Raw genomic sequence first — 18,263 nt, 5'->3', positions numbered from 1 at the left:
GCCATCATGCTTTTCGAACTCATCGTCAGTTTCCTGATCCTGTTCGGCGCCGCGTTCGTGCTGCTGGGCTCGCTGGGCCTGGCCAAGCTGCCGAGCTTCTTCATGCGCCTGCACGGCCCGACCAAGGCATCCACCCTGGGCGTGGGCAGCATCCTGCTGGCCTCGGCGGTGTACTTCTCCAGCCGCGGCAGCCTCTCGGTCCACGAGATCCTGATCCTGGTCTTCCTGTTCCTGACCGCGCCGATCAGCGCCCTGTTGATGGCGCGCGCCGGCATGCACCGCGAACTGTCCGGCGACAATCCGCGCCATGACTCGGCCGGCAAGCCACCGGAAAACAACGAGCCGCCCAGCCCATAGCCACGCAAATCTCTCGTCCCGAACGACGAACGCCCCGTGCCGATCAAATCGACACGGGGCGTTTTCGTTTGGGGTGATCTCTCAAGGGTATCGCGGGCTATCGCTCCGGGGCAGTACCGAGCGACAGGCCGGATCAATCGACCGCCGTGCAGATCTGGTGGAGCCGCTCGATTGCCCTGAACAGGCCGGGCGTGATTTCCCAACGATCCTGGCTGATGTAGAGCCGCACGGCGACCACGCCCTCCTCCCCCACCGGTTCGGGCAGCATCACCACGCTGTGCCCGACGGCATTGATGATCGCGGCATCGCCGGCATCAACCTCGGCCGAATCGCCGGCGTCACTGTGCATCCAACGCCCATCACCACTGACCAACACCCGGCCCAGTTCGTCGGCCAGCGGACGCAGCAACGCCTGATGATGGCGAAGGCTCTCGGGCAGGTGGGTTTCAAGATAGGCGATCAGCGTCGCCCGATCGTGGATCTCACCGGTCACCAGGGAAATCGTGCGGACGTCGAGGAACGGACTGGTTCGCTGCTCGGCCAGTGACGCGCCCAGCACTTCGCGCTCGGAGGCCGGCAGGACGGCGCAACGGGCCGTCAGGTGATCGATCTGTGCACGCAGCGCGGTGTCGTCGGTCGCCCGCGCCGGGCGCAACATGCCGATCATTCGCTGTGGTACACCCTCACCGTCACGCAATACACGCAACTCCAGCCACATCGGTCCAACCGCTGCTTGTCCCGGCAGCCGACCTTCCAGGGCGACCCGGTCGACCGCGCCGCGGGCGAAATACGCCGGCAGGGCGGTTTCCGGGTCGCCGGCCAGCGGCGAGCCGGGATCGCTGGGTTCGAACAGATCGAACAACGGTACGCCCACCAGGTTCTCGCGGGCCTGACCGAACCAATCGGCGGCCTGCCGATTGGCGACAATCACGTGCAAGCGACGTGGCTCGATTTCGATCAGGCCCAGCGCCGGCATGTCCAGCCAGGCGTGATGCCAGAAGTCACGCTCGCGAACGACATTGACGCTCCGGGCCGCGTAGCGTGCACGCAGAAAGCGCCACAGGAATAAGAGCGCGGCGAACAGGCCGAGCGTCGACAGCATGGCCGTCAGGCTCAGCCACTTTTCCAGTTGATCCACCGGCGCGAGCACCTTGCGGCGGTCCTGGAGCACGAGCAGACGGGACGACAGTCGCTCGACTGCGACGGTGGCGTAGACACGGTCGGCGCCCTCGATCCGGGTCACACCCTCCCCGCTACCGCCCTCGGCGCCCTCCTCGGAGTCCGACGCCTCCCCGGCTTCCGATAGACCGGTTCTCAGGCGGTCGACGATTGCCGCGGGCGTCTCGCTGACCGTCGCGGACTCGTCCCTCGGGTCGAGCACCAGCATGGGCCAGAAACCCGAGCCGGCGGAGGGGTCGGCCGGCGCATTGATCAGCAGGGTCCGCAGGCCCTCACCGGCACGTACCTGCAGACCACCATCCTCGGCATCCGACAACAGGCTCTCGGTGTTCAGCCGGGTCCAGAACATGAGGAACCACGGCCCTCGACTGACGGCCGTGCGATCGTCGTAGACCGGCAGAATCCAGAACAGGTCGGCACCGCCCCGACCACGGGTGAAACGCGTCACGGTGCGGACTTCGCCCGTGACGGCCGCCTGGTCGAAATGCTGCATGTCCGGTGGGACGACGTTGGTCGCCCCCGTCTGTAACTGCGGGGTGCGATCCGGGTCCAGAAGGGTGATCGAGCGAAACCGGCCGATTAGACTTCCCCGCCGCAGGTCATCCGGGAAGCCGTCGACCTCGCCTTCATCCAGTCTGGCGACCCATTCCTTGAGCCAGTCGTGACGCTGCGCAACGGCCTCGACCTGCTGGTCACGTTCGTCGACCCAGTTGTCCAGTTCGATGGCGCGAATGGCCGCCAGGTTGGCGACTTCACGCTGGGCCTTGTCCAGCAGCAGGGGGGCGTACTGACGGGCGGCGACCGCCGCGATGAATATCTGCATGACCGCGATCAGCACCAGCGCGATCAGCATGGCGGTAAGCCAGCCCTGGCGGGGACGGGCCCGCTCGTGACCGAAATCGACAACGCCCTGGCGGGCCGCGGTCAGGCGGTCGACCAGTACGTAGAGCACCGCCCCGGTCACCAGCACGAAGATCTCGCCGAAAACGAGCCCGGCCGTGGAGATTTCCCAATGGGCCCCGCCCAGCCGTCCAAGCAGCCACTGGGTGACCCAGATCCACAGGGAGGCAAGCAGCAGGTACGCGACCGTGATTGGCAACGCCGGTCGCATGGCCCCGATCTTCATATCAAGCGCCGATCCGTTCCCGGAAGGCGTTGAGACGCTGATGGCTGCGCACGCGACCCATCAGCTCGAGGATCACCCCGAAACTCGGCGAGGACGTATGTCCCAGCAGGGCCAGTCGCAGCACCGGCCCGACCTTGCCGAGCTTGAGGTCGAGGGTCTTTGCCACGCCCTTGACCGTCGATTCGAGCGTCTCGCTGCTTTCCCAGGCGGCATCATCCTCCAGGGCCACGATGAGCGCGTCGACCACCATCGCCGCCGACGCGTCCAGCTTTTCCATCGCCTTGGGATCGGGTTCGACGGCATCCTGGTAGTACGGCTTGGCCTCCTCGGCCATCTCGACCAGCGTGTGCACCCGATCGACGTAGGCCGGCACGATCGCCGCCGGTTTCGGCCCCTGCTCGTCCGGGTCAATGCCAAGATGGCCGAGGTGCCAGCGCAGCTCGGCGGCCACGTCGGCCACCGGCAGCTCGCGCATGTAGTGCTGGTTTAGCCAGCGCAGTTTTTCCGGGTTAATGCTCGAGGCCGAATGATTGACGTCGACCAGATCGAACAGCTGGACCAGCTCGGCGCGCGAGAAGATCTCCTCGTCGCCATGCGACCAGCCCAGACGCACCAGGTAGTTGAGCAGCGCCTCGGGCAGAAAGCCGTCGTGGCGGTACTGCACCACGCTCACTGCGCCGTGGCGCTTGGAGAGCTTCGCCCCGTCCGGGCCGTGGATCATCGGCAGGTGGGCGAATGACGGTGGCTCGACCCCCAGCGCGCGGTAGAGGTTGATCTGGCGTGGCGTGTTGTTGAGGTGATCGTCACCGCGCACGACATGCGTGATCTGCATGTCCATGTCGTCGACCACCACGGTGAGGTTGTAGGTCGGGGTGCCGTCGCCGCGCGCGATGATCAGGTCGTCGAGCTCGTCGTTACGGAACGTGACCCGGCCGCGGATGGCATCCTCGACCACCACCAGCCCGTCGAGCGGGTTCTTGAAACGCACCACCGGCTTGACGCCTTCCGGTGGCGTGCCGGTGAAATCCCGATAACGACGATCGTAGCGTGGCTTCTCGCCACGCTTCATCTGCGCCTCGCGCAACTCGTCTAGCTCCTCGCGGGTGGCGTAGCAGTAGTAGGCCTTGTCCTCGGCGAGCAGCTGATCGATCACCTCTCGGTAACGGTCCATGCGCTCGGTCTGGTAGAACGGGCCTTCGTCGTAGTCCAGCCCCAGCCAGGTCATGCCCTCGAGAATCGCGTTGACCGATTCGGGATTGGACCGTTCGCGGTCAGTGTCCTCCACGCGCAGCACGAACTCGCCGCCGTGGCGGCGGGCGAACAGGTAGCTGAACAGGGCCGTGCGAGCGCCGCCGATGTGCAGATAGCCGGTCGGCGACGGGGCGAAACGGGTGCGAACGGTCATCGATACCTCGTTGGGAGCAAGACGGTGCCTCTCCTGCCGATAATTCGACAGGGACAAGTAAGGAAAACTGGCTGGGGAGTATAGCGGTTTGAGAGCCGATGACTGAACCACGGCCGGGACTCAATTCCCCCTCACCGACCACCGCCAATGGCACGGCAATTGCTTTAAACGACTCTCAACAGACAGAACCGATCCGGAGAACGCCTCACCAAACGCGACGCGATTCCGGCTCACATCACGCATCTGCCGACAGGCCAGCCACCATGCCACAATCCATCACTGCCTCCCCGACCCGGAAGACCCCCATAGTGCGACGGTTTGTCGTCGCCCTGCTGCCGTCGCTGTTCGCCATGGCGGCCGCCCTGCCGGCGCAGGCCGAGGAGTGCACGGCGTCCCATCGCATCGTGATCAGCGAGGCGCAGATCGGTCATGAACCCGGCGACATCCTCGGCCTGCCTGCGGCCATCGCCGACCGGCTTGAACGACGGCTGGCAGAGGGTGGACACCAGGTGGTCAAGGTCATCTCACCGACTCGAAGCCGTGGGCTCGAACCGACGATGGACGCGTTCTCCCGCCATGGCGCACCCTACTTCCTGCGCCTGGTGGCGAGCGATCTCGGTACCGAGGGCCGTCCCTCGGGGATCGTCCTGCTGCCCGATCGCTACGCGCCCCGGGGCGGACAGCTGGCCGCCACCCTGGACGATGGCGCCCAGGGCGCGCGGCTGGACGCCTGGAGAATCGATCTATCAACGGCGAACGGCAAACCGTTCTCACCCGAGATCGCGGCGGACTCGACGCGTTTCTGGGAGAGCGATTGGGGTCAGTCGTTGGATGCCGCGATCGAGACGGTCGCACAGAACGTCCTCGACACGCTGGAATGCCGGCCCCTGGTCGGCCGGGTGCTGTCCACCGAAAGTCGCGGCGGCGGCACCGATCTGCGGATCGATCTCGGCCGCGCCGACGGTCTGGCCGCCAGCGATCGCTTGATCGTCATCGAACCGGGGGTGCCGACCGACTCGCTCGGCGTCAATCTCTTGACTCGCCCTGTCATGGAAATCACTGCCGGACCGGTTCGCGAACCGATAAACCTGGGGGAGGCCCGGGTCACCTTCCTGGGCGAGAACGACGCCACGGTTCGCTATCAGGGAACTGGTTCGGTCGAACGCGGCGACCTGGTGCAGGTGCAGTAGAACGCGGAAGCGCCGGTAATCAATCGATGGCGTCGCCCAGCCCGCGCGCCAGGTCGGCGATAATGTCCTGCGGATCCTCGAGCCCCACCGACAGGCGAACCAATCCCTCGTCGATCCCCGCCTCGGCGCGTGCCTCGGGGCTCAATCGACCGTGCGTGGTGCTCGCCGGATGGGTGATGGTGGTCTTGGTGTCACCGAGGTTCGCGGTGATCGAAAGCATGCGGGTACGGTTGATCACCTCCCAGGCCTTCTCGCGCCCGCCCTCGACCACGAACGAGACGATTGCCCCAGGACCGGTTTGCTGGGCGGCGATGATCTTCGCCTGCGGGTGATCGGCAAGCCCCGGGAAATGCACCTTGGCGACCCGCTCGTGGGCAACCAGCCAGTCGGCCACCTCGCGCGCATGGCGGCTATGGGCCTCCATGCGCAGGTTCAGTGTCTCCAGGCCCTTGGCGAAGATCCAGGCGTTGAACGGCGCCATGGTTGGCCCGCAGGTACGCAGAAAGCCACGTACTTCCTTGCCGACCCGTTCGGCATCACCCACCACGGCCCCGCCGATTGCGCGCCCCTGCCCGTCGAGGAACTTGGTCGCCGAGTGGATGACGATGTCCGCGCCGAGGCTCAGCGGGCGTTGCAGGGCCGGGGTGCAGAAGCAGTTGTCCACCACCAGTGCGGCATCGAACCGGTGGGCGAGATCGGCCAGCCACCGGATGTCGGCCACCTCGGTGAGCGGGTTGGACGGTGTCTCGATGAACAACAGGCGGGTGTGCTCGTTGACGGCGGCCTCCCACTGCGACCCGTCGGTCAGGTCCACCCAGTGCACCACCAGGCCGAACTTGGCCAGGTACTTGTCGAACAGCACCTTGGTGGTGCCGAAGACCTGGCGGGCGATCACCACCTCGTCACCGGCCTCGCACAGGGCCATGAAGGTGGTCAGGATCGCGGCCATGCCCGAGGCAGTGGCAACACAATCCTCACCGCCTTCCATCACCGCCAGGCGCTCCTCGAAAATGCGCGTGGTGGGGTTGGTGAAGCGGGCGTAGATGTTGCCCGGCTCGTCGCCGGCGAAGCGCGCCGCGGCCTGCTCGGCCGACTCGAACGTAAAACTCGATGTGGTGAAGATCGGCTCGCCGTGCTCGCGCTCCGGTGTCGGATGGTGACCGACGCGGATGGCCTGGGTCGCGAGCGACCAGTGGGGATCGGGGCGGTGCGAATCGGTCATGGGATATCCGGTCTTGTCGATCTTGCCCGCCATCAGCGGGCGTTGAAGAAATGCCAAGCGATGTTGTCGAACTCGGCGATCGCCGCCAGCAGGCGGTCCGTGTCTTCCTCGAGTTCGGCAAACTGGTGCTCGGCCAACGGCGCCATCGAGCAGTTTTCCGGTGGCGTGCCGAACCGCTCGAGCAGGTCACTCATCTGCGGCAGGAATTTCCACTGCAGCCACTCCTCGAACGCCAGGGTGTCGAAGCAGAACGGATGAGGACTGGCCAGCGCCTGCTCGCTGGGTCGCTGATCCGACCAGAGCCCGGCCTGTTGAAGCTCGTGGGCGATCTGGTCGAGTTGGCGCAGCATCATGTCGGTGCTGGGGCGAACGTTCTCCATCAAACCCTCTTCGTCAGCGTTCAGTGCACCCGCGATGAGCCGGGCGGTTCGTCATTCATGTCCGTCCCACCCTCATCGTCGGCCCAGAACAGCCGGTGGGGGATCAGCTGGCCGCGGCCGATGGCCGCCGCATGCATCAGGGTCTGGTGGGTGTATTCGAGTCCTTCGTGGACGGCGTTGACCGGGTCACTGCCCTGGGCGATCAGCCCGGCGATCGCCGAGGACAGCGTGCAGCCCGAGCCGTGGAACTGGCCCGCCAGTCGCTCGTAGACGAATCGCCGCGGCGGCTCGACGCCGTATAGCCAGTTCTCCACCTTCTCGCCCGGCTCGTCACCGCCCTTGAGCAGGACGTACTCCGCCCCAAGGGCCGAGAGCATCTGGCCGCGCTGGTCCCGGTCAGTCGCATCCGGCGCCAGTACCCGCGCCTCGTGGGCGTTGGGTGTCACAATGGTCGCTCGCGGGAACAGGTGCTCGACGATCGCCGCGGCCACGGCATTCTCGGCGAGCGACCCGCCCCCGCCGGCGACCAGCACCGGGTCGAGCACCACGGGGATATCCGGGTAGCGCGCCAGCACCGAGGCGACGGCCTCGACCAGTTCGACGGTGCCGAGCATGCCGATCTTGATCGCGCCGACCGGCATGTCCTTGAGAACCGCCAGCGACTGGTCGATCACGAGCTTCGGGTCGCTGGGCACGAAACCATGCACGTTGACCGTATCCTGCACGGTCAACGCGGTGATCGCCGTGGCCGGATGCACGCCCTGGCTGACGATCGCCTCGATATCGGCATGGATGCCGGCTCCACCACTGGGGTCGTGTCCGGCAATGGCCAGGACGACCGGGACCTCGGGGGCGTCGGTGAGCGTCGGTGTGGTTTCCATCTGGTGCTAAGCTCCCTCGAACGGTAAGGCCGTGGCGGCAGCGGCGTCATGAAGGCGCCGGGCCAAGCATGATAACGCAGCAAGTGCCACAAGCATTGATCCGGCACGCCATGCCGACCGTCCCGGCGCGTTCAGGCGACAACGGGGCTTGCCGTGACAGGGCCCGTGCCGTTGTGACGTCCGCCCGACCACGAACCGCTCCACCAAGCCACGAAAAGGACCCGGCTGATTGATGATCCCCTTCACGCCCCGCCAATGGTTCGACTCGGCCAAACGCTGGATCTGGCATCACCGCCCGGCCACCCGACTCGGCCGCACGGCCCAGCGACTTACCCGCGCCATGCTGAGCGTGCTGTCCTCGGCGTCACGCGGCGACCTACAGCTCAACGCGATGAGCCTGTCCTACACGACGCTGCTCTCGATGGTGCCATTGTTGGCGGTGGCGTTCTCGGTGCTCAAGGCCTTCGGCTCGGCCTCAGTCATCGAGCCGTTCCTGCTCTCGATAATGGCGCCGCTGGGCGACGCCGCCGACGAACTGACGCTGCGCCTGCTCGATTTCGTCGACAATATCCGGGTTGGTGTCCTGGGTGCGGTCGGCATCGCCCTGCTCTTCTTCACGGTCATCGCCCTGATGCAGAAGATCGAACGGGTCTTCAACCGCATCTGGAACGTGCATCAGTTGCGCTCGATGTCGGCACGTTTCGCCAATTACCTGTCGGTGCTCATGGTCGGCCCGGTGCTGGTGATCGCCGCCGGCAGCCTCACCGCCACCCTGCTTGCCGCCCCCGGCGTTCGCGAGTTTGCCGAGCTGTCGGTGCTGGCCACCTTGCTCAAGTGGCTGGGCTATCTCGTCCCGCTAGCCGTCTGGACCGCCGCATTCGCCTTTCTCTACCTGTTCATCCCCAATACCAGGGTGCGGCCCAGCTCGGCGTTGGTCGGCGGGTTGGTAGCCGCGATTCTCTGGAACCTGCTGGGGTTGTTGTTCGGCGGACTGATTGCCGGATCGACCAGCTACACCGCCGTGTATTCAGCTTTCGCCTCACTGGTGTTGTTCCTGATCTGGTTGCAGATTGCCTGGATGATCGTGCTGGTGGGCGCGGGCATCAGCTATGCCTGGCAGCACAGCGATCGATTGACGCTCGGAAAGCCCGTGCCGGTGCACCCGGGGACGCGACTGGCGGCGGCGATCGTGGTGCTCGACGACATCGAGCGTCGCTTCGAGGACGGCAAGCTGCCCCCGGACCGGGATCAGCTCGCGGGGCGTATCGAGCACTACCGGGAGCTCGCCCAGGTCTGGATCGACCCGTTGCTGGAAAAGCTGGTGGAAGCCAACCTGCTGCGCATCACCGAGCCGGCCGACACGACTTGCTTCCTGCCCGCCCGGCCGGGCGAGCGCATCACGCTGGCGGCGGTAGAACGGGCGATTGAAGGCAAGTCGCCCGAGTTGCCTCCGGCATTGATCGAGGCCATCCCGGCACTGGGGCGGTTTGCCGAGCACCGCCGGCAATGGGACGAGGACATGGGTGAAACGACAATGGGCCCCGCCGAGCCGGCATCCAACCGCGCGGACGATACAACTCAGTCCGAGGCGGCCGCACCACGCCAGTAGACCGTGTGCTGACCGTCACGATCGAGCAGCCGGGCGAACACGAACCAGGCATCCGACAGCCGGTTCAGGTAGGTGGCCAACAGGGCACGTTCGTCGGCCTGATCACCTTCCTGCTTACCTTCTTGGCACCAGGACCAGGCCAGACGCTCGACACGGCGGGTCGCCGTGCGAACCAGGTGCGCCCGCGCCATGGCCTCGGTGCCGCCCGGCAGGATGAATTCCTTGAGCGGCGTCAGGTCGCGATTGGCCGCCTCGATCCAGGCATCCAGGCGTTCGAGTGACGGCAACTGGCTCGACGCGGCCATCCCCCCCATCGCGACAAATCCGCCCAGGTCAAAGACCGCCTGCTGCTGCTCGCGGACGAACGCCAGCCTGTCGGGCTCGTCGGTCAGCGAAACGCTCAGGCTTCCCAGGCGGGCATTGAGCTCGTCGAGTTCACCCAGCAGTTCGATGGTAGCGGTGTCCTTCGACAGGCGACTGCCATCGGCCAGCCCCGTCTGCCCCTGATCGCCAGTGCGGGTGACCACCCGCGAGAGTCGATTACGCTCGTCGTCCGATCTCGTCATCCCGATCCGCCTTATCCCGCCTGGGGCTCACTGCGGTGCTCGTCACCCGGCACGTCCGTGGGCCAATCGAGCGGCCGGCCCACGAAAACCTTGAGGGCAAAGGCGAGAATCGCGATCACCCCGTAGCCAAGCCCGGCGACGACACCCATATCCACGATCCCGTGCCACGGCTGGGGGAGCAGGCTGACCAGCAGCACCAGCATGACCACGCCGGCGGTCACCGACAGGGCCACGATGCGTCGCTTCTTCGTTGCGTGGATGTAGCCCATGCAGTAAAGCGGAGCGAGCAGCACATGCCAGGCGACCGGGTGGTGCGACAGGTGAACGGCCCGGGCGACCACCCGCGGCGAGAATCCCTTCTGGAATCCCTTGTAGCCTTCGCTGTAGATCATGAACACCATCCAGCCGGCAAAGAACACCCAGTGCCACCAGGCCCAGGGTTCGGCCCAGGCCTCGATGGCGTAGAAGGACAGGCGGTAGATCGCCCAGAGCAGCAGCGCGCACAGACCCAGTACGCCCCAGGTTGCCCCAACGATTCCCAATGGCTTGTTCACGATCGACTCTCCCGAATGCGTGTCCGTCTAGCAGTTCTTCTGAGGGATGTCTGCAGGCATTCCCCGGACAAGGGCGCGGAGTTTATCATGCAGCCCACCACCCGATTTGCGAGTGACCGGACCGTCATGAATCCCCGCACCCGCCGCGAGATGTTCGCCCGTTTCCAGCGCCAGCGACCCGAGCCGACCACCGAACTCGAGTACCGCTCGCCCTTCGAACTGCTGGTTGCCGTGGTGCTGTCCGCCCAGGCGACCGACGCCGGCGTGAACAAGGCGACCCGGCCACTATTCCAACGCGCCGACACGCCACAGGCGATTCTCGACCTGGGTCTCGATGAACTCACCGACGCGATTCGCACCATCGGCCTGTACAAGACCAAGGCCAGGAACGTCTACGCCCTTTGCCAACAGCTGATCGACAAGCACGGTGGCGAGGTGCCCGATGATCGCGAGGCACTCGAGGCACTGCCCGGCGTGGGCCGCAAGACCGCCAACGTGGTGCTCAACACCGTCTTCCGCCAGCCGACCATGGCGGTCGATACCCACATCTTTCGCGTCGCCAACCGCACCGGCCTGGCCAAGGGCAAGACCGTGCGCGCCGTCGAGGACCGACTCCTCAAGGTCATCCCGAAGGAATACCAGCTTGATGCCCACCACTGGCTGATCCTGCATGGCCGCTACGTCTGCAAGGCGCGCCGCCCCGACTGCGGGGCCTGTATCGTCTGTGACTTGTGCGATTTCCGCGACAAGACCGAGGAATGCAGCCCCGAACTGATCGCCCGCTACGCTACCGAACCCACCGAGGCCTGACTGCCATGTACTCCAGTGACCGCCGCCGTATGCGCCAGCCCTTCATCGATGCCTGGACCAAGGGCAAGCAGAAAAAGCCCCTGGCGCCGATCGAGCAGATGATCTTCGAGGTGATCCGCGATCATCCCGAGTACCACTCGCTGCTCGACCAGCCCGAGTTCGCCTTGGAGGCCGACTGGCCGCCGGAGATGGGCGTGACCAACCCGTTCCTGCACATGAGCATGCACCTCTCCCTGCGCGAGATGGTGCAGACCGACCGCCCGGCCGGCATCCGCTCGGTGCATTCGGAGCTGTCCCTGAAGAAGGCCGATCCGCTCGAGGCCGAGCACGAGATGATCGACTGCCTCGGCGAGGCGCTCTGGCAGGCCCAGCAGAACGGCGGCCCGCCGGACGAGGCCAAGCTCATGGAATGCCTCAGGGACAAGCTCAAGCGCTGACCCCGTGCACGCGGGTGACTGCGTCTGCCCGTGCATGAAATAGATTGAGGGTCTAGGCTCGAACGAGACAGCCGTCTCCCATCCATTCGAGGTAGGCCCCGATGAGCGAGTCGACAAACCAACGCCACGAGCCCGTCACCGACCCGGTCTGTGGCATGCAGGTCGATCCGGCGACGAGCGAGCATCGCAGCGAGTATCACGGCGAGACCTTCCACTTCTGCTCGGCCCACTGCCGGGAGCGCTTCGAGGACGACCCCGAGCGCTACCTGTCCGGCGATGACCCATCGGACGATTCGGCCGCCGAGGACCCGGAGGCCATCTACACCTGCCCGATGCACCCCGAGATCCGTCAGCAGGGCCCGGGGAGCTGTCCGATCTGCGGCATGGCACTGGAACCGGAGACCGTCAGCCGCGACGATGGCCCCAACCCGGAACTGATCGACATGACCCGGCGGTTCTGGATCGGCGCGCTGCTGACCCTGCCGCTGTTCCTCATGGCCATGGGTGGCCACTTCCTCGGCATCGATCGCTGGATCGCCCCGCAGGTGAACCACTGGCTCCAGTTGCTGCTGGCCACCCCGGTGGTCCTGTGGGCCGGCAAACCGTTCTTCGTGCGCGGCTGGCGATCGGTGGTCGACCGCCAGCTCAACATGTTCACCCTGATCGCGCTGGGCACCGGCGTGGCGTGGGCCTATAGCCTGGTCGCCACGGCCGCGCCCGGCATCTTCCCGGATGCCTTCCGCCAGTCCGACGGCTCGGTCGCAGTCTATTTCGAGGCCGCGGCGATGATCACGGTACTGGTCCTGCTGGGCCAGGTCCTCGAACTGCGCGCCCGCGAGAAGACCTCCGGGGCCATTCGCGCCCTGCTCGACCTGGCCCCGACCACCGCCCGGCGCATCACCGACAGTGGCGAGGAGGACGTGTCGCTCGACGAGGTCGAGATCGGCGATCACCTGCGGGTGCGCCCCGGCGATCGCGTGCCGCTGGACGGCGAGATCCTCGAGGGTCGCTCCAATATCGACGAGTCGATGATCACCGGCGAGCCGATGGCGGTGACCCGCAAGGCAGGCGACACCGTCATCGGCGGCAGCATCAATGGCCAGGGCAGCTTCGTGATGCGTGCCGACAAGGTCGGGCGCGACACGATGCTCTCGCGCATCGTGCAGATGGTGGCCAAGGCCCAACGCAGTCGCGCGCCCATCCAGGGGCTGGCTGACCGCGTGGCTGCCTGGTTCGTGCCCAGCGTCATCGCCGCGGCGGTGGTTGCCTTCGTCATCTGGTCGGTGGTCGGTCCCGAGCCACCCATGGCCTACGCCCTGATCGCGGCGGTCAGCGTGCTGATCATCGCCTGCCCCTGCGCGCTGGGGCTCGCCACCCCGATGTCGATCATGGTCGGTGTCGGTCGCGGTGCGCGCGCCGGGGTGTTGATCCGTGATGCCGAATCCCTGCAACGCCTCGAACAGGTCGACACGGTGGTGATCGACAAGACCGGCACGCTCACCGAAGGCCGCCCGCGCGTGACCCGCATCCAGGCTACCGGCGAGCTGGGGGAGGACGAGCTGCTGCGCCTGGTCGCGGGGCTCGAACAAGGCAGCGAGCATCCCCTGGCCGAGGCGATCGTCGCCGAGGCTCGCGAACGCGGGCTCGACCTGCCCGAGGCCTCCGACTTCGATGCCGAGAACGGCAAGGGGGTTACCGGCCGCGTGGACGGGAAAACGGTGCTGGTCGGCAACCGGACCCTCATGGAGGGCCACGACATCGACACGAAAACGCTGGAGGGGTCGGCGACGTCGTGGCGCCATGAGGGCGCGACCGTGATCAGCGTGGCCGTCGACGGTCAGCCCGCCGGGCTGCTGGCGATCGCCGACCCGATCCGCGAGTCGACCGCCGATGCCGTTCACCGTCTGCAGCGGGCCGGACTCGAGGTGGTCATGCTCACCGGCGATTCCGAGGAGACCGCCCGCGCCGTCGCCCGACAACTCGACATCGACCAGGTGCGCGCCAATGTCCTGCCGGAGGGCAAGAGCGAAGTGGTCGAACGGATGCGCTCGGAAGGGCGGGTCGTTGCGATGGCCGGCGACGGGGTGAACGATGCCCCCGCCCTGGCCGCCGCCGACGTCGGCATCGCCATGGGCAGCGGCACGGACGTGGCCATCGAGAGCGCCGGGATCACGTTGCTGCGCGGCGATCTCGACGGGCTGGTACAGGCGCACCGGCTGTCGAAGGCGACCATGCGCAACATCCGCCAGAACCTATTCTTCGCCTTCGCCTACAACACGGCCGGCATCCCGATCGCCGCCGGCCTGCTCTACCCGGTCTTCGGCGTGCTGCTCTCGCCGATCATCGCCGCGGCCGCGATGTCGTTTTCGTCGGTGAGCGTGATCGGCAACGCCCTGCGGTTGCGGGTGATCAAGCTGGACTAGTCACTCTCTTCGAGCGGCCAGTCGACCACGTGGGCCTCCCAGTCGATCGAGTCACGGTCCGCGTTCTCGGCGATCACGGCCCGCCCGGCGACCGAGTAACCGCTTTTCATGGTGCTGGCGGGATCACCGGTGAGCAGCGGGTGCCAGGGCGGCAGGTCACGCCCCTCCGCGATGCGCCGGTAGGCGCAGGTGGGCGGCAGCCAATCGAATTCCTCGACGTCCTCGGGGCGCAGCCAGACGCAACCGGGCACGCGGGTCTGGCGATTGAGGTAGTCCGTGCACTGGCAGGTACCGGCGTCCAGCAGGTGGCAGGCCACGTCCGTGTAGTAGACGTCGCCGCCCTCGTCTTCCACCTTCTCGAGACAGCACTTGGCACAGCCGTCGCAAAGGGATTCCCACTCGGACGGTGTCATCTCGGTCAGGCGCTTCTCGCGCCAGAATGGCAGCTGGTCGCTCATCGGCTAGGGTCGGGGAATAGTGGTGGGCATCGAGGGGTGAGTATGGGGCGGAAATCGGGACCGGCAGCCTATCACGCCGGGGCTCGAGGCCTGCGGATATGGGCTGCGGTATGCGATGATCCACCCATCACGCAACGAGGTAAAACGATGACGGAAACGGCCCAGGCCATGCCGGTGATGCGCATCGGCAGCGAGACGGACATCAACCAGGCACTGCACTCGGCACGCAATGCCCGCGTCCAGCGGCTGGGCGAGGTGCTGGTGCAGCGTGGCGCGCTGAGCCGCGAGGCACTGGAAAGCGCCCTGGAATCGTTGCGCCACCATCCGGCCACGCACCTGGGCGACTGGCTGGTCGAGCGCAAGATCATCTCGGCCGAGCAACTCGAGCAGGCCCTGTGCTCGCAGCTGGGCATCCCTCAGGTGAACCTGGGGGCGTTCGTGCCGCCGCCGGAGGTCGCCGCGCTGATTCCCTACGAGATGGCACTGCGCCTGAACGTGCTGCCGCTGGCACGACGCAACTCGGTGCTGGTGATCGCCTCGGCGCGGCCGACCGACCAGGAGTTGCTCTCCATCCTGCGTTTCTACACCGGGCTGGGCATCGAGCCGGTGCTGGCCTCGGCGCACCAGATCGCCAGCGCGATCAACCGCGCCTACCGCGTCGAGTCGGTCGGCGAGGATCGCGAGGCGTTACTGGGCCGCGAAGGCGAGGCTCGATCGCCGACCAATGAACCCGAGATCGAGAACCAGGCCACCAGCGCACCGGTGGTCAAGATGGTCAACACGCTCTTGATGCAGGCGATCAGCCGAGGGGCCTCGGATATCCATTTCCTGCCACGGCGCGACAACGTGTTGGTCCGGTTTCGCCTCGACGGGGCCCTGCAGACGATCCGCTCGATCGAGAAGACCCAACTGTTGGCGGTGGTCGCACGCATCAAGATCCTTGGCCGCATGAACATCGCCGAACACCGCCTGCCCCAGGATGGCCACGCCCGCGTGCACATGGGCAAGCAGGAAGTGGACCTGCGTATCTCCGTGATGCCGACGTTCAATGGCGAGAGCGTGGTCATCCGCATCCTGAACAAGAACATGGGCTTGAAGCCCTTGAACGCGCTAGGCTTTTCCAAGAGCGACGAGCGCATCATCCGTAACCTGATCGCCCGCGCCCAGGGCATGATCCTGGTCACCGGGCCTACCGGCTCGGGCAAGACCACCACGCTCTATTCGCTGCTCCAGGAGGTGAAGGCCGGCGACCCGCACATCATCACGGTCGAGGACCCGGTCGAGTACGACATGGACGGCATCGACCAGGTGCAGGTGCATGCCGGTATCGGCTATACGTTCGGCCGCGCGCTGCGCAACATCCTGCGCCATGACCCGGACGTGATCATGATCGGCGAGATGCGTGACCTGGAGACGGCCGAGAGTGGCGTGAAGGCCGCACTGACCGGTCACCTGGTCTTCTCCACCCTGCACACCAACGACGCGCCCAGCGCGGTCACTCGCCTGGTGGACCTGGGTGTCGCCCCCTATCTCGTCAGCTCGACGGTCATGGGCGTACTGGCCCAGCGACTGGTGCGCATCCTCTGCTCGCACTGCAAGAAAAAGCACCATCCCGAACCGTTGGTGCGCGAGACCATGGGCGTGGACGAAAACGAGACGTTCTGGCACTCGACGGGCTGCGATCATTGCGACCAGACCGGCTATGTCGGTCGCACCATGGCCTACGAGCTGATCGTGGTCGACCGGGACCTGGCTAACCACATCGCCCACGGCATCACCACCGAGGAACTACGCCAGCTGGCCGTGGACAAGGGAATGCGCACTCTGACGCTCCACGGCCTGGAAATGGCGCGTGCGGGGATTACCTCACTGGAAGAAGCCTACCGGGTACGCCTCGAGGACCTCGGTGGTCCCGAAAACGGCAACGACCACTAGAGGGGCACCATGGACCTGTTGCTGATCGTCCTGGTGGCTGTCGCCATGCTCCTGCTCGCGCTGCGCCGCCGGCGCAAACGGCCTGCCGATCGCCCGGCACCGCCTCGGCCCGCGACGCTTCCCCCACGCCGGCAAGGCTGGTCGTTTTCCCGCCACCCCCGCGAGGACTGGCGCTACTGGCGCGACCTGGCGGTCATCATCGGCCTGGTGTTGGCGCTGCTGGTCACCATGGTCGTGATCGGCGCACGAAATGGTTGAGGTTGGCCGTCGCCAGGACTGCCGGCGCGCGAGTCACACCGGGCGGCGATAACCGCCACGGGCCCCGGTCGGGGACAGGACGAACTGCCACAACTGAATCCGACGGGCACGAAATCCGCCGGCACAGGACTGCAGGTAGTATTTCCACATCCGGCCGAACGTCTCGCCATACTCCTCGCGCCACTTTGGCCAGGCCCGCTCGAAGTTCTCGTACCAGGCCATCAGGGTGTGATCGTAATCGGCGCCGAAGTTGTGCATGTCCTCGACCACGAAGCGCCCCTCGCAGGCGTCGATGACCTGCTGCATGGCCGGCAGCTCGCCGTTGGGAAAGATGTACTTGCCGACCCAAGGGTCCGGCGGCGAGCCTTCACGATTGGTGCCGATCGTGTGCAGCAAAAAAAGCCCGTCGGGCTTGAGGCAGCGACGGGCGACTTGCATGTATTCGTCGTAGTTGTGTCGGCCGACATGCTCGAACATGCCCACCGAGACGACATGATCGAAGGGCTCGTCGACATCGCGATAGTCCATTAGCCGGAACTCCACTGGCAGATCGCCCGCCAGATCCCGCCCAAAGGCAGCCTGCTCCTTCGAGATGGTCAGGCCCACGCATTCCACGCCGTAGTTCTCGGCGGCGTAGATCATGAAACTGCCCCACCCGCAGCCGATGTCGAGCACCCGCTGGCCGGGCTTGAGATCGAGCTTGCGACAGATGATGTCGAGCTTGTGCTCCTGGGCCTCGGCTAGCGTCTCGGCGCCGTCGCCCCAGAACCCACAGGTGTAGGTCATGCGGGGGTCAAGCATGTCGCGGTAGAAGTCGTTGCCAAGATCGTAGTGATGCTCGCCTACTTCCCAGCAGCGTGACCGCGTCTGGCAATTGAGCAGCCTCGCCTTGAGTGCAGGCCACCACAGGCGCGGGGATCGGCCGACCTCGCGGGTCAACTCGGCCCGCAACACGCGATCGACGAATTCGTCGACCCGGTCGATCTCCACCCAGCCGGCCATGAACGCCTCACCCAAACCGAGGTTGCCCCAACCGAGGATGCGATCGACCGCCCGTGGATCACGGATGCGAATGTCCCAAGAATGATCGCCGTCGACACGGATGTCGGCCCTCGCCAACAGTTGCGCGAACCGGGAGTCCGGCGCGATCACCTGATCACCGGCAGACTCCACCTCCATGGTCATTCGCCTACTCATCCGACACCTCTCATGGAGAACGCCTGACTTGCCCGCTAACTCAGTTGCATGGTACGTCCCGATTGCTCATCCCCACAGGCGCCAGGTTGAGACAGAATCAACGTCGCCGCCTCACACCTGCACCGTGGAAGTAGAACAAAGCGCAACAGCTACAACCGAGTCAGCAGTTCCTTTGCCACATTGGCACTCGGCCCGCGCGACAAACCCACCACCGGGTGACATAACAATCTAGTTTGGGTGGCGAGTGAATTCAAACTTGGCAAAACGAGCCCGGGA

The 18,263-nt window shown here is 65.9% G+C and carries 17 protein-coding genes; 8 read left to right on the top strand and 9 right to left on the bottom strand.

What is annotated here, in order from left to right; translation table 11 throughout:
- Positions 1-6: 6 nt before the first annotated feature.
- Positions 7-357 carry a Na+/H+ antiporter subunit G gene (locus tag D5687_RS07965; RefSeq protein ID WP_125199242.1) on the top strand — a complete coding sequence of 117 codons (351 nt, stop codon included), beginning with the start codon at positions 7-9 and terminating at the stop codon, positions 355-357.
- A 133-nt stretch (positions 358-490) separates the two neighbouring features.
- Here the strand turns inward: D5687_RS07965 and D5687_RS07960 are convergent, their stop codons facing one another.
- On the bottom strand, positions 491-2,662 hold the full coding sequence (locus tag D5687_RS07960) for a hypothetical protein (protein WP_125199241.1): 2,172 nt from the start codon (positions 2,660-2,662) through the stop codon (positions 491-493).
- Position 2,663: 1 nt separating this feature from the next.
- Entirely contained in the window at positions 2,664-4,067 is a 1,404-nt protein-coding gene (gene gltX / locus D5687_RS07955) for a glutamate--tRNA ligase (RefSeq protein ID WP_125199240.1), read from the bottom strand.
- A gap of 308 nt (positions 4,068-4,375) precedes the next feature.
- Between gltX and D5687_RS07950 the strand changes: the two genes are divergently transcribed.
- Positions 4,376-5,257, top strand: a complete 882-nt coding sequence (locus D5687_RS07950; protein WP_125199239.1) for a hypothetical protein — start codon at positions 4,376-4,378, stop codon at positions 5,255-5,257.
- A gap of 19 nt (positions 5,258-5,276) precedes the next feature.
- On the opposite strand, the gene D5687_RS07945 is transcribed toward D5687_RS07950, so the two are convergent.
- Genes D5687_RS07945 through thiD form a run of 3 tightly spaced genes read right to left on the bottom strand, consistent with a single transcriptional unit; the run spans position 5,277 to position 7,740 of the window.
- Positions 5,277-6,479, bottom strand: coding sequence for an O-succinylhomoserine sulfhydrylase (locus tag D5687_RS07945; RefSeq protein ID WP_125199238.1), 1,203 nt, complete (start codon positions 6,477-6,479; stop codon positions 5,277-5,279).
- 32 nt (positions 6,480-6,511) lie between these two features.
- A complete protein-coding gene (locus D5687_RS07940) occupies positions 6,512-6,859 on the bottom strand; it encodes a YqcC family protein (RefSeq protein ID WP_204742169.1) in 348 nt (115 codons plus the stop codon).
- A 20-nt stretch (positions 6,860-6,879) separates the two neighbouring features.
- Entirely contained in the window at positions 6,880-7,740 is an 861-nt protein-coding gene (gene thiD / locus D5687_RS07935) for a bifunctional hydroxymethylpyrimidine kinase/phosphomethylpyrimidine kinase (RefSeq protein WP_125199237.1), read from the bottom strand.
- Positions 7,741-7,972: 232 nt separating this feature from the next.
- Between thiD and D5687_RS07930 the strand changes: the two genes are divergently transcribed.
- Positions 7,973-9,349, top strand: coding sequence for a YihY/virulence factor BrkB family protein (locus tag D5687_RS07930; RefSeq protein ID WP_125199236.1), 1,377 nt, complete (start codon positions 7,973-7,975; stop codon positions 9,347-9,349).
- Here D5687_RS07930 and D5687_RS07925 read toward each other — a convergent pair.
- Positions 9,319-9,915, bottom strand: coding sequence for a cob(I)yrinic acid a,c-diamide adenosyltransferase (locus D5687_RS07925; RefSeq protein ID WP_125199235.1), 597 nt, complete (start codon positions 9,913-9,915; stop codon positions 9,319-9,321). The genes D5687_RS07930 and D5687_RS07925 overlap by 31 nt on opposite strands.
- 11 nt (positions 9,916-9,926) lie before the next feature.
- Positions 9,927-10,469 (bottom strand): hypothetical protein, encoded by a 543-nt coding sequence (locus tag D5687_RS07920; RefSeq protein WP_125199234.1) that lies wholly within the window; start codon positions 10,467-10,469, stop codon positions 9,927-9,929.
- A 126-nt stretch (positions 10,470-10,595) separates the two neighbouring features.
- Here D5687_RS07920 and nth point away from each other — a divergent pair, with 126 nt between their 5' ends.
- The 3 genes from nth to D5687_RS07905 all read left to right on the top strand — a co-directional run bounded on the left by nth (position 10,596) and on the right by D5687_RS07905 (position 14,139).
- Complete coding sequence (nth, locus tag D5687_RS07915; RefSeq protein WP_125199258.1) at positions 10,596-11,279, top strand: endonuclease III; 684 nt, start codon at positions 10,596-10,598, stop codon at positions 11,277-11,279.
- A 5-nt stretch (positions 11,280-11,284) separates the two neighbouring features.
- Positions 11,285-11,716, top strand: coding sequence for a DUF1841 family protein (locus tag D5687_RS07910; protein WP_125199233.1), 432 nt, complete (start codon positions 11,285-11,287; stop codon positions 11,714-11,716).
- Between the two features lie 101 nt (positions 11,717-11,817).
- On the top strand, positions 11,818-14,139 hold the full coding sequence (locus D5687_RS07905; protein ID WP_125199232.1) for a heavy metal translocating P-type ATPase: 2,322 nt from the start codon (positions 11,818-11,820) through the stop codon (positions 14,137-14,139).
- On the opposite strand, the gene D5687_RS07900 is transcribed toward D5687_RS07905, so the two are convergent.
- Complete coding sequence (locus D5687_RS07900; protein ID WP_125199231.1) at positions 14,136-14,597, bottom strand: YcgN family cysteine cluster protein; 462 nt, start codon at positions 14,595-14,597, stop codon at positions 14,136-14,138. The genes D5687_RS07905 and D5687_RS07900 overlap by 4 nt on opposite strands.
- Before the next feature lie 147 nt (positions 14,598-14,744).
- Here D5687_RS07900 and D5687_RS07895 point away from each other — a divergent pair, with 147 nt between their 5' ends.
- On the top strand, positions 14,745-16,532 hold the full coding sequence (locus tag D5687_RS07895; RefSeq protein WP_158611816.1) for a GspE/PulE family protein: 1,788 nt from the start codon (positions 14,745-14,747) through the stop codon (positions 16,530-16,532).
- Positions 16,533-16,541: 9 nt separating this feature from the next.
- A complete protein-coding gene (locus D5687_RS07890; RefSeq protein WP_125199229.1) occupies positions 16,542-16,790 on the top strand; it encodes a hypothetical protein in 249 nt (82 codons plus the stop codon).
- Positions 16,791-16,823: 33 nt separating this feature from the next.
- On the opposite strand, the gene cfa is transcribed toward D5687_RS07890, so the two are convergent.
- Complete coding sequence (cfa, locus tag D5687_RS07885) at positions 16,824-17,975, bottom strand: cyclopropane fatty acyl phospholipid synthase (protein ID WP_370271312.1); 1,152 nt, start codon at positions 17,973-17,975, stop codon at positions 16,824-16,826.
- Positions 17,976-18,263 lie beyond the last annotated feature (288 nt).

Source organism: Guyparkeria sp. SCN-R1, assembly GCF_003932495.1.
Lineage (GTDB): Bacteria > Pseudomonadota > Gammaproteobacteria > Halothiobacillales > Halothiobacillaceae > Guyparkeria.
The sequence above is the reverse complement of the archived record's forward strand: the minus strand, read 5'-3'. Positions and strand labels throughout refer to the sequence as shown.

Coding starts and splice junctions, on each gene's coding strand:
- D5687_RS07965 (WP_125199242.1), top strand. CDS start 7: ATGCTTTTCGAACTCATCGTCAGTTTCCTGATCCTGTTCGGCGCCGCG.
- D5687_RS07960 (WP_125199241.1), bottom strand. CDS start 2,662: ATGAAGATCGGGGCCATGCGACCGGCGTTGCCAATCACGGTCGCGTAC.
- gltX (WP_125199240.1), bottom strand. CDS start 4,067: ATGACCGTTCGCACCCGTTTCGCCCCGTCGCCGACCGGCTATCTGCAC.
- D5687_RS07945 (WP_125199238.1), bottom strand. CDS start 6,479: ATGACCGATTCGCACCGCCCCGATCCCCACTGGTCGCTCGCGACCCAG.
- D5687_RS07940 (WP_204742169.1), bottom strand. CDS start 6,859: ATGGAGAACGTTCGCCCCAGCACCGACATGATGCTGCGCCAACTCGAC.
- thiD (WP_125199237.1), bottom strand. CDS start 7,740: ATGGAAACCACACCGACGCTCACCGACGCCCCCGAGGTCCCGGTCGTC.
- D5687_RS07930 (WP_125199236.1), top strand. CDS start 7,973: ATGATCCCCTTCACGCCCCGCCAATGGTTCGACTCGGCCAAACGCTGG.
- D5687_RS07925 (WP_125199235.1), bottom strand. CDS start 9,915: ATGACGAGATCGGACGACGAGCGTAATCGACTCTCGCGGGTGGTCACC.
- nth (WP_125199258.1), top strand. CDS start 10,596: ATGAATCCCCGCACCCGCCGCGAGATGTTCGCCCGTTTCCAGCGCCAG.
- D5687_RS07910 (WP_125199233.1), top strand. CDS start 11,285: ATGTACTCCAGTGACCGCCGCCGTATGCGCCAGCCCTTCATCGATGCC.
- D5687_RS07905 (WP_125199232.1), top strand. CDS start 11,818: ATGAGCGAGTCGACAAACCAACGCCACGAGCCCGTCACCGACCCGGTC.
- D5687_RS07900 (WP_125199231.1), bottom strand. CDS start 14,597: ATGAGCGACCAGCTGCCATTCTGGCGCGAGAAGCGCCTGACCGAGATG.
- D5687_RS07895 (WP_158611816.1), top strand. CDS start 14,745: ATGACGGAAACGGCCCAGGCCATGCCGGTGATGCGCATCGGCAGCGAG.
- D5687_RS07890 (WP_125199229.1), top strand. CDS start 16,542: ATGGACCTGTTGCTGATCGTCCTGGTGGCTGTCGCCATGCTCCTGCTC.
- cfa (WP_370271312.1), bottom strand. CDS start 17,975: ATGACCATGGAGGTGGAGTCTGCCGGTGATCAGGTGATCGCGCCGGAC.